The sequence below is a fragment of the Paraburkholderia panacisoli genome (assembly GCF_008369935.1).
Classification (GTDB): Bacteria; Pseudomonadota; Gammaproteobacteria; order Burkholderiales; family Burkholderiaceae; genus Paraburkholderia; species Paraburkholderia panacisoli.
Genome location: NZ_VTUZ01000100.1, coordinates 1 through 9,057, shown reverse-complemented (window position 1 = coordinate 9,057; position 9,057 = coordinate 1). Strand labels below are relative to the sequence as shown.

The 9,057-nt window shown below is 56.6% G+C and carries 7 protein-coding genes; 1 reads left to right on the top strand and 6 read right to left on the bottom strand.

The annotated features are described in order from the left end of the window. Positions 1-501 precede the first annotated feature (501 nt). The 6 genes from FVF58_RS50265 to FVF58_RS50240 form a co-directional block, all read right to left on the bottom strand. A complete protein-coding gene (locus tag FVF58_RS50265; protein ID WP_149676881.1) occupies positions 502-858 on the bottom strand; it encodes a hypothetical protein in 357 nt (118 codons plus the stop codon). Positions 859-997: 139 nt separating this feature from the next. Beyond that, the gene (locus FVF58_RS50260) at positions 998-2,662 is read right to left on the bottom strand and encodes a hypothetical protein (protein ID WP_149676880.1); all 1,665 of its coding nucleotides are present in this window, start codon (positions 2,660-2,662) and stop codon (positions 998-1,000) included. A 202-nt stretch (positions 2,663-2,864) separates the two neighbouring features. After that, entirely contained in the window at positions 2,865-3,836 is a 972-nt protein-coding gene (locus FVF58_RS50255; RefSeq protein WP_149676879.1) for a DUF2971 domain-containing protein, read from the bottom strand. Positions 3,837-4,493: 657 nt separating this feature from the next. Beyond that, on the bottom strand, positions 4,494-5,153 hold the full coding sequence (locus FVF58_RS50250) for a PAS domain S-box protein (protein ID WP_149676878.1): 660 nt from the start codon (positions 5,151-5,153) through the stop codon (positions 4,494-4,496). A gap of 735 nt (positions 5,154-5,888) precedes the next feature. Beyond that, the gene (locus FVF58_RS52220) at positions 5,889-6,335 is read right to left on the bottom strand and encodes a hypothetical protein (protein ID WP_188131231.1); all 447 of its coding nucleotides are present in this window, start codon (positions 6,333-6,335) and stop codon (positions 5,889-5,891) included. Between the two features lie 526 nt (positions 6,336-6,861). After that, a complete protein-coding gene (locus tag FVF58_RS50240; protein ID WP_149676877.1) occupies positions 6,862-7,245 on the bottom strand; it encodes a hypothetical protein in 384 nt (127 codons plus the stop codon). 222 nt (positions 7,246-7,467) lie between these two features. Here FVF58_RS50240 and FVF58_RS50235 point away from each other — a divergent pair, with 222 nt between their 5' ends. Then, positions 7,468-8,853 (top strand): hypothetical protein, encoded by a 1,386-nt coding sequence (locus FVF58_RS50235; protein WP_149676876.1) that lies wholly within the window; start codon positions 7,468-7,470, stop codon positions 8,851-8,853. The last annotated feature ends 204 nt before the right edge of the window (positions 8,854-9,057 follow it).

Sequence of the window (9,057 nt, the reverse complement as noted above, 5' to 3'; positions counted from 1 at the left end):
CTGGCCAACGGCCATCGTTCGGCTGCGCTGCATCGACAGCAGTTCTTCGCGCTCGGCTTCACTCAGATTCATTTTGCCCATGCACCTTTAGATCGGTGCAATTTCATTGGTTCAATGGACTAGGCGCAGCATGACACTTCGGTTGTCGAAGTCCACACACGCACTTGAGAAGGCATCCGAATTAAATCCGAAAGTCCCACACAGTATGGCGTTTTCGTTCGCCTCAATAGATCGGCGCTGCCCGAGCATCGAAATATATTTTCTTCGGCAATCTCGCTTGCCGTCGCCTGTGGTTCGCGCACCTATCGCGTCGATCGGCAGCCACATTAGCCGAATTAAAGGACACGCCGAACACGCTAGCAGAATTAACGGACATCCTGCTGCTCACCCGTTGCCGAAACGCAACGGATGATGGAACTGGCAATCTTGCCTCGTCGCCATACCTGGCGGGCTCTGCGGCTCCTCTCCCATTAGCAAATACTGTGGACACGGCTAGCAGAATTAAAGGACACCAACACCATCTTCGGCGAGTGCGTAGACATAGACCTGTTCATCTGGGCGCGTGCGTGCCGAAAGCGACGGATCCAATCTCATGCGCACTTCGAGCACGGTCGGCCGCCCCTTTCCCGACAACTCCACTGACGAGACCTGCCCCGGATTCGCCGCCATTGCCTCAGCGTTGATATTCCTCTGCGCCTCGGCGACCATCGCCGAACCGGAAGCCGCAGTATCGTTCAGGCGCTGCCAATAGTGGATCGCGAGCGCGAAGTTTTGGCCGTCGTGCGCCGCAGACGCGGCCAGTGCCAGGGCCTTCGGATGATCAGGATCCACTGCAAGTGCTGCGTCGATGTTTTGCAACTACGAGACGCCCGCCGAACGATTCCAGCAAACTATTGCATCCACCGGTTGAATCCGCCTCATAGTAGCGGCCGTTGATTCTCCAATTGGGTTGTGCTGCTTATGCACTGCAGCGCGGTTACGGCGTTGCAGTTGGCCGCTATTCCAGCCAGTCACGCAATTCGTGCGCGGAGCAACTCGCTCGCAGTCCATCCTTGACAAATCTTAGGCTCCGATCGTTACTGGTGTAAACGGGGAAAGGCGTGCATACGACACCTACAATTTGTTTGAAGGCCGAAAAATCGAAGTTATCTCCCGCGGGATCGCGATTTAGCCCTTCCACAACAGAATCCCATTGCGTCACAGCCTCATCGATCCTAGATCTCTCGTTTTCGACGACGCGATAGGTACCCCGGTCGTACTCGCGATCGTAGATCCTGCTCTTGCTCGAAACGATCAACAGTACTCCGTCCATTGTGGCCAGAGCATCGATGTCCGTTAGTCTTTGGCCGGCACGCCGAAGTGCTCGCCCTCGAAGTTCGCGAATTGCGGGCGGGGGCGCCCAAGCGGACCGATCAATAATTTCTTGACACTGCAATTCGAAGGCTGCCCCGCGCACGTTGCCCAACGCCGGCGCCCTGGAAATTTCGAGTCTTTGCAGAAATGCTTGGGAGCATCCAGTAATGTCGAGCAGGTACTGCTCCGCGTAACGTCGACAAATATTTCCAGCCATTAAGGGCCAGGGGCATACGTTGATTTGATTGACCGCCCCAAGCCATTCGGCAGCCGTGATAGGCCACCGGAGCCCCGGTGTTTCTCCTGCGAGTATGGCCGTGGCTTCCGGCAGGTAAGCGTCGAACAGAGCTTCTAGCCGCGTCGCTCCGCAGAAGAAGTAGCCCTGTTGAAGGATGGTTCCGAACGCCCAGGGGACCTGCGTCATCAAGGCAGGCAACATTACAAGAAGCTGGATTAGCGGCGCGACTTCGCGCAAATACTCGGGCGACCCAGCTTCGCCGTCAAAAGGCCGGAGAGCATTCCTCAAATCTAACGTTTTGAGCATATGCCGGGCCTCCACCGTCACCTCAATCTGGGCGCCATTAGCGTCTGGATATCGGATGGTGGGATAGTAGCTGGGTGTGCAGCCAAAAGACAGGAACGCGGTGAGGTCGAAGCGCTCTGCTGCTTCCACGAAATTCGTGGAGTTTGGCTCGACAGTGGCCAAACCAAGACCCGAGCCGAAGAATTCATGCGAACGGTCGTGCCGTTGATCGTATATTGCGATCGCGCTTTCAACACCAGCTGGAGTCTTTGCTGCTAGGATCGGTAGACGTGCATCAAGCGTCGCACCTTTGCCTATACGGCGATAAAGAATATGTAGCTGAGAAAGCAGTTTTACCCGACCGACAAACGAGGCGACGTGACGAATAGCAGCGTCGTCTACCCTGAAGGTGATTCGGGTGGCTAGCTCACTCCGGTCCTCCCTAGCGAAGCCAGACGACATGATTTCGGCAAGGAATCTGTCGTACCCCACGGTCGTGTCATAACTTCCCGAAAAGATGGCCTCTGGCGCTCGCCGCAAATACCATAACCAGCGCACGCTCCCATACCCTGAATGTGCGCGTCGGATATGCTCCTGCGTGGCTGCAATGAATTGCTCTAGGTATTGTGCCGCGTCCATGCCGATGAGCTCAGCACGGGCAGGAGGATTTTCCTTAAAAATTGCCAGTGCTGTGTCAATCGCGGCCTTACCTGAAAGATCGTCCCATTGCTTGGGGGGCACACGGCGAAAGGCGATGACGGCGGGATCGACGGCGCGGGGAGACATACCAAGTAATTCCAAATATTGTAGGTTTGGCGAAAATGATCACATGACTGAGGTTGGTTTTTCAGATCCCCACCGTTGAGAATTTCGTCCCCAACCCAATACACCGCTTTGCGTGACGTTTAATACAGCTTACCCATGACAAGCCAATCAAGCTTGTGGCTTATCTCGTCAAGCCGTCGTGAAGGGCCGCAGACGGCTCAGATTAATGCGATCGAAACGGTATGGTCGAGGAAACGACCCGTGATATCAAGGCTTGGCGACCGATGTTTTTCAACATGCGTTCAACCGACAGTCGGTGAATGTCAGCGGATGCAGTGGGACCGAGAATGATGTTATGAACAAGGCTGTCGATGAACGTAGACGAGTCTGTTGCACCGGCGAGTGGCTTGATTTTAAATTTAAGCTTCGGCTCGATGCCTCGAGGTCCGATGTGATAGTCGAGCATGTCGCTCAGCAGATCATGAGAATCACGATGTTTCATGTATGTAAGCCGCCATTCCTGCTCTTCGTGGAAGCCTTGGTGCTTAGTGTACAGCGAGAAAACTAGAAGGCGTTCGAACAGCACCCATGCGGCAAATTTCAGATCGTCGTCTTTCCACTGGCCCTGTGCAAACAGCTCGCAGAAAGTGTCCGGTATACCGTCCACCCAGCGAATACGGGTGTCCCTGTCAGCGTATTCGACTTTCCCGATTATGAGCGGAGACTCTTGCACCTCGTTGAGCTTGCTTGTATCGAAAACAATGCACGCGCCGTTGCCGTTGGCGCCATAACCACGCCACATAGACAGTAGCCCATCTCGGTCGTCGGGCTGGTGTTCAGCGAAACAAGCGATGTAAACATCGAATGCACCTTCCCGTGCGAAGCCATCAAAACAGTGTTCAAGCTGGTTTCTGAAAGCATCGTAAAGTTGACGCGAGCTGAACACGTTCCTGAGACCTTCGTGGCTACGGAACCGCTCGCGGCCGGTCAGCATGCCAAAGCGCAGTTCTTCAAGGTCGTTCATCAGCAGAGGATTCGAGAACCAGATTTGCTCGTATCTGAGTATTGCTTCCAGCGTGGCGGTGGAGCAGTAATGGGAGATGAGGGGTTTTACATCCGGAAAGTGCTTGCCTTTAACCGTCCGTGCATACAGTTGCGCCCGGAGAGCGTCGATCGCTGGTAAAGCCGTGTTCATGGTCTCTCACTTGTTCGTTGTTCGTCGCGACATACTCGCATACTTGGGAGTGATTCGCGCGTACCGGAGAATCGCGAAATAGCGCTAGGCTGCTTCACTTCGTGAGCGGCCGTTCAGGTCAAGTGGGCTCGACCGTCCGCAATGGGTCGGTCGGTAGTAGGCGTTCGCGCAGATCGTCCGAAAGCTGCCGCTGAGGATTCCAACGTTCACTCTGCAGAACGCTCATCGAACTGGTGCTAACGTAAAGGGTTGTTCAACGTAAAGGGTTGTTCGATGCCTGCCATCATCCGCAGGAATGTGAGAGCGCCACGGCGCGTGTTGGCAGGCGTCGAACGAGCCTCGATGGAGGAAACCGCGGAGTGCCCCGATGCGGTCGGAGTCGTGGACGCTATGGCGATTGACAGGCCGGGATGCCCAGCAATGTTGATGGATGCACAGTCAGGCGGGATGCTGGATGCGCGCTCGGTGGATGCACTCCAGCGTCCACGTGGAAAGGAGGCTTATCCGCCCGTGTTCGGATAGGTCCCGGACGTTAGACTTTTAAGTAAAGGGTCGAGAGCGACCGGTTTGATCAGGTGATCGTCAAACCCTGCCGCAAGGGACCGCTGTCGATCTTCTGGCTGGGCGAATCCCGTCACCGCGATCATGCGTGGGGGTTTATCGCACGGCAGCGTGATGGCGGTCGATCACCTTCACAGCCTGCGCTATCTGTATGTCAGACGGTCGTCCGGATTTCAGTACTTCGACGGCGGAACGAACCGGCGCGAGCGGGTTACGAAGCTCATGCGCGAGCATCGCCAAAAACTCGTCCTTGCGTCGATCGGCATCCTTTAGCTGTTCTTCAAGGCGTTTGCGTTCGGTAATGTCGATGACGATATTGATCGCACCGAGCGCTTCTCCGTTGGGACCCGCCAGCAGGCGGGGATGAGCCAGCACGTTGCGGCGCGAGCCGTCGGGTCGCTCGACAATGGCTTCGGCGACGTCGATCTCCTGCTGTTCGCGCAGGGTCAGCGCCATGGGGCAACGATCAAGCGGAAGCGGATGGCCGTCGACCGTGAACATCCGGTGTGACCCGCACCACGAATCCGCGCCAATTTCAGGCGATCGTCCCCAAAGCTCGATAGCGGCGTCGTTGAAGAGGGTCAGCTTACCGCTGGCGTCACAGCAGTAAATTGCCACGGGAAAATTATCCAGAAGGATTCTGTAACTCACCTCACTTTGCAACAGGGCCGCCCGGACGTCGTCAATGCTGCAGGCGGGCGAGCCCGGCGCGGGCGGTAGCGAAGGCGAGCGGTAGGGTAGGTTCGTTGCTTTCATGGACGGACCTCGACTGTGCTAACGCTGGTAGTGCGCCCGGAAACGGACGCGTTCCTCATAATCACGGGTCAGATCGCAGCACTACGAATATGGTACGCGCTCACGTCGATACATGAGACCGTTCATAGGGTATACGCTACCGATGGATGAGAGTCAGGAAGCTTTACTGCGGCCGCCGCAGTTCGTTGCGAGCGCGGTGACGATCGCGCCAGGCTAAATGCGTCGCCCCGTTGCCGGCGATGCGTGCGCAAAAGATGGCCGTCTGTGAAGGGTTGAACTTGGACGCTCAAAATATGCAGCCGGAGGGAATTCCGGCCTGCGGTCTACGTTGCGAGTGCACTGAAGGACATCTTAAGTTCCGGGAAAACCTGATGCGTGACCTGGGACACGTTGTTGGCCGGATTCAATCGGTGAGCAGATTTGTAAGAAATTTTCGAATTTGTAAATTCGCAAAGACGCGACCGTCGCGACCCCACGTTAAAGGATCATCGTGGCCGGTCGCGTAGCGAATATCATCGGATTAAATCATGAAAATAATGCCTTTTCCGTTGTTACAAACGAAGATCTTTCGTCTTGAAGCGAGTAGTGGCGAACGATATCTTCAAGTCACTCGTGCGGTCTCCCCACCCGCGAGCGTGTGACTCAGGCGGCGCCCCGGCACCAGGCCGGCGGCGTCGCTTTTTGTGTCCCCAGCCTTCCGGCTACGGCGTTGCAAGGTGCGCTTACGTGAACAATTCAGCGTGGGCTCGGCACATGCGGCATTTCATCCGGATAGAATTTCGTCCGGAATGCCGCTCCGGATGCCGGTGTCTCGTGCTGCATACCATCGGCGCCGTCGCGCTCGCAGATCCATGCAAACGCCCATTGTTGGGCAACTTCGATCGCTTCTTCCTCCGTGTCGAAATAGGAAAGATTCCGCTCGATGTGCATTTCACCATCAACTTCATCGTCAGCCGAAATGCGGACCAGTCGCGCGTGCGCAAAGAATTTCCCAAGGGAGAAGTCGGGCGTCGCGTCGATGATCCACCCACGGTACCCGCATTGCATGATTACCTCCGATATAAAGCTAATCGGGATTCGAAAAAGGCAAAGCATGGGGTCGTCGGTCGTAATCGCTAAACCTCCTTCCCCGGTCAAAAGTTCGCGGGCTTGCGCGCTCGCGGTAGTTGGGCAGACATTCACCCTGGACTGCCGATTCAGTTATAGATCTTCGGCGACCCGACAGTGATTCCAACTGGCAATAGGTGCAAAGAAAATGCCCATTCAAAACAGAACGACGAATCGAGCGTTCCGAGGGCTCCCTCCCTACAGTGGACATTCGGGCCTAGGTTGTGGAAGGCCGAACTGGGTCGACAAGAGGCTGTCGTGCCTGCCCGACAGCGGCCGTTCACGAACCCGGCGATGTGCTCATAGGAGGCGAGACCGCAGTTACAGATTCGCTTGCTGACCTGCCCATTAAGTTAAGTTTTCATCTCGCAATAGCGCGATTCTATCGTGCAACTTGGCCGACGATTTGCAAATTGTCGATTATTTGGATCGCTACTCAATCGTTTCACTGTCGACTTGACCGCCACGAGATTTCACGGCGCAGCAACAGACCATTGTCGAGTTCGGCATCGGCACACCACATTGCGCCTGCACTTTTTTTCTTGGCCGCCCGAAGATCAAAACGACCCCGCTCGAGAATCACAGATTAAGTTTTAAGGAGCTATTTCCGTCCTTGACGCCAACTCGCGACGGTCAGGCGCTCCACTGCTGCGACGTAGCGCGCTTGTGAAGCATCAGCATCGTCGCTCTGCTCCGTGTGCAAAATATCGAACAAGTGCTCGGCGACCACCGAACCGATCGCGTGAATCGCATCGTGTCGCGTCAGCCCTCCTTTCGTCAGGCGATGCATGGCACGGACCACCGGTTCGAGATTCATCGCAATCTGGTTTTCGACGACGGCGTGAATCGCGGCATGTGCGGTGACATTCGGAAGTTTGACGTGTGCCGCGCGATGCCAGGCTTCGACCAGAACAATGCGCTCCTGTTCGCCGAGTTCGAGCCATGTGTCAGGCTCCGGCGCGCTCTGGGGGTTGTATGCTCTCATGCTGCAAGCTCTTTGGTGACTGACATCTACTATAGGAGCGTTTGCCGCCCTGAGCGACCGAACCATCGTCGCGCCGCATACATCACGTTGCGGGCCCGGCGATCGGGTTCTCGACGTGGAAAATATCGCGGCTCCTTTTCGACCCCTGGAGCGACCGACGCATCATCGAATGCCAACATCGCCTCGTCTATAATCGTATCAACGTCGCATGGAATCTACTTTATGAGTCAAGTCCGCGGGCGAGATGCGGGATCCCGGGACAGCGGCCAACGCCAACCTCGCCACGAAAACAAATCCCCCTCCAACCGCCGGGGACAACCGTACGTGAAGGCGCCTCCTCGAGACACCGCCCAGACTGCCTCCGTTTTCAAAACCCGATCGTTCCAGTTTCTGGTCGATGCGGTGGGCGCGGAGAATATCGCCATAGCGCTTGAATCCAACATGACGCGCGTGGCCGAACTGATGAAGGGCGAGCGGTTCACACCCGAGACCGCGTTTCATATGGAAACCACGCTTGGGTTGCCGCATGGCTTTTTTGACCACCCCAATCCTGCGCTCGCGGCGGAGACCATTGCTCGTCTGAAGTCACCGCTCGATTTCATCCAAACGGACGATGGAGCCGACATAGAGTCTGAAGCACTTGAGCCGGCGGCCACCCTGAACGTCGATCAGCAACCAATTGTTAAAAATAGTTTGTCCAAGGAAGCGCAAATGCCAAGGAAAGCAGCTGGCGGCTCGCCGGGAGCCGTCAAGAACAGTCGAAGCGAAATGCCTGAACAGCGCAAACCTCGTGCGCCACTCACGGCTTCGCATCCGAAAAGCAAGACGCCTGTCAAAACGCTGCAACAGCAATCGCTGGCATTAAGCGACAGCGCGGAGTTGGAGAACATCCGACGCGCGAATCTCCACCTTCTCACGAGTCGCAAGGGATCGAAAGTAAGACTTGGCGTGGTCATGGAGATGAGTGGTTTTAACATAGCCGATCGGCTACATGGCAAGAAACGCATGGACAGTGCCGAAGCAAACCGGTTCACGGAGCGGCTCGGTTTGCCACCTGGCTGGTTGGATACCCCGCGCGCCGAAGCCGAGATTCCAGAGTCGGTGTCGCGTCTGCTTGCGCCTGCTCCGCGCGGTCGCGCATCCGTTCAAACACACGAGCCGCTTTCGCGAGAAACGACCGTTGACGGACAAGGCAAGCACGGCGACGGGAAGGGGCGCACGAGGCGCGAGCGTGCGACCGCCTCCGGTGATTCGGCCAGCCCCTCACCTGTTTCGGCGGATGTCGCAGGAGAGAAAGAGACGATCGTTGTCAGCCCGCAAATTCATGGAACTGATTTCGCCGACGACTTTGCCGGTCGCTCACCTGAAGAACCGGATGGCGAGGCCCCGGCAGCCACGCCGGCAACCCTTGAGTCACTCCCTGCCTCCGTACTCCCGCAGCGCAACCCGGTAGAACCCCCCTTCACTTCCGTGACCTGCCTGGACAATCTTCATGGTATTGAACCGATAGCGGAAGCATTGCTCAAGACGCTGGCAGGTAAAGCGCGCACGAGTCGACTGGACGAACTGAAAGCGCTGGAACTTTTGCAGCAGGCGATCCTGTTGTGAGTCGGCGATAGTGTGCGAGGCCCCTTGTGCCATGATGCATAAAGCGCATCGAGGTGGACGGGGCGCGGCGCGAACAATCGCCCGTTTCACGCCCTGAGGTCGTCAGTCAAGGTTTTTCAGTGGGAAGAGTTGGTTTCCAAGACTCCGGTTCGTAAGGATCGGGCAGGCCTTCCCATGTCGAAGAAGACGCCCATGCGCCCCGCC

Coding starts and splice junctions, on each gene's coding strand:
- FVF58_RS50260 (WP_149676880.1), bottom strand. CDS start 2,662: ATGTCTCCCCGCGCCGTCGATCCCGCCGTCATCGCCTTTCGCCGTGTG.
- FVF58_RS50250 (WP_149676878.1), bottom strand. CDS start 5,153: ATGAAAGCAACGAACCTACCCTACCGCTCGCCTTCGCTACCGCCCGCG.
- FVF58_RS50240 (WP_149676877.1), bottom strand. CDS start 7,245: ATGAGAGCATACAACCCCCAGAGCGCGCCGGAGCCTGACACATGGCTC.
- FVF58_RS50255 (WP_149676879.1), bottom strand. CDS start 3,836: ATGAACACGGCTTTACCAGCGATCGACGCTCTCCGGGCGCAACTGTAT.
- FVF58_RS50235 (WP_149676876.1), top strand. CDS start 7,468: ATGAGTCAAGTCCGCGGGCGAGATGCGGGATCCCGGGACAGCGGCCAA.